The 591-nt window shown below is 47.7% G+C and carries 2 pseudogenes; both read left to right on the forward strand.

The window, feature by feature from the left end:
- Positions 1–295: pseudogene (locus R7040_RS28230) on the forward strand (glyceraldehyde-3-phosphate dehydrogenase); the annotation flags it as partial.
- Between the two features lie 9 nt (positions 296–304).
- Positions 305–591, forward strand: a pseudogene (locus R7040_RS28235) (phosphatase); the annotation flags it as partial.

Raw genomic sequence — 591 nt, forward strand, 5'->3', positions numbered from 1 at the left:
GAATGCGTCACTGACAGACATCATCTTCGATGTGAAACGCGATACCACCGCAGAAGAAGTGAATGCTTTGCTGAAAGAAGCGTCAGAAGGTGAGCTAAAAGGCATTCTTGGCTTTGAAGAGCGTCCGTTGGTGTCGATCGATTACAAAGGCGATCAACGCTCAACCATCGTTGATGCACTCTCAACAATGGTCGTTGGTTCTCGCATGGTGAAGATTTACGCGTGGTACGACAATGAAATGGGTTACGCAACGCGCACCGCAGAATTGGTTCGTAACGTTGGTTTGGCTGAATAGGAGTTCACAATGTCTCATCCTATATGGCAATTAGATTTGGACTCTGGTGCATTAGTTTTAACACCGTGCCCGGGTACGAAAGGCGTCGATTTGCAAACGTCTTTACAGCAATTAAAAGAGCAGGGTGTTCAAGCCGTGGTTACGGCATTGGACAATGCTGAGCTAGCATCGAAAGACGTCGCGGATTTGGGTGAAGTTACCCAACAACTGGGTATGAAATGGTTCCAGATCGAGATTGAAGATGATTGCGCACCCAGTGAGGATTTCGCGATGAAGTGGCAACAAGCTAGCCCTGA

The sequence above is a fragment of the Vibrio sp. 1069 genome, assembly GCF_033340555.1.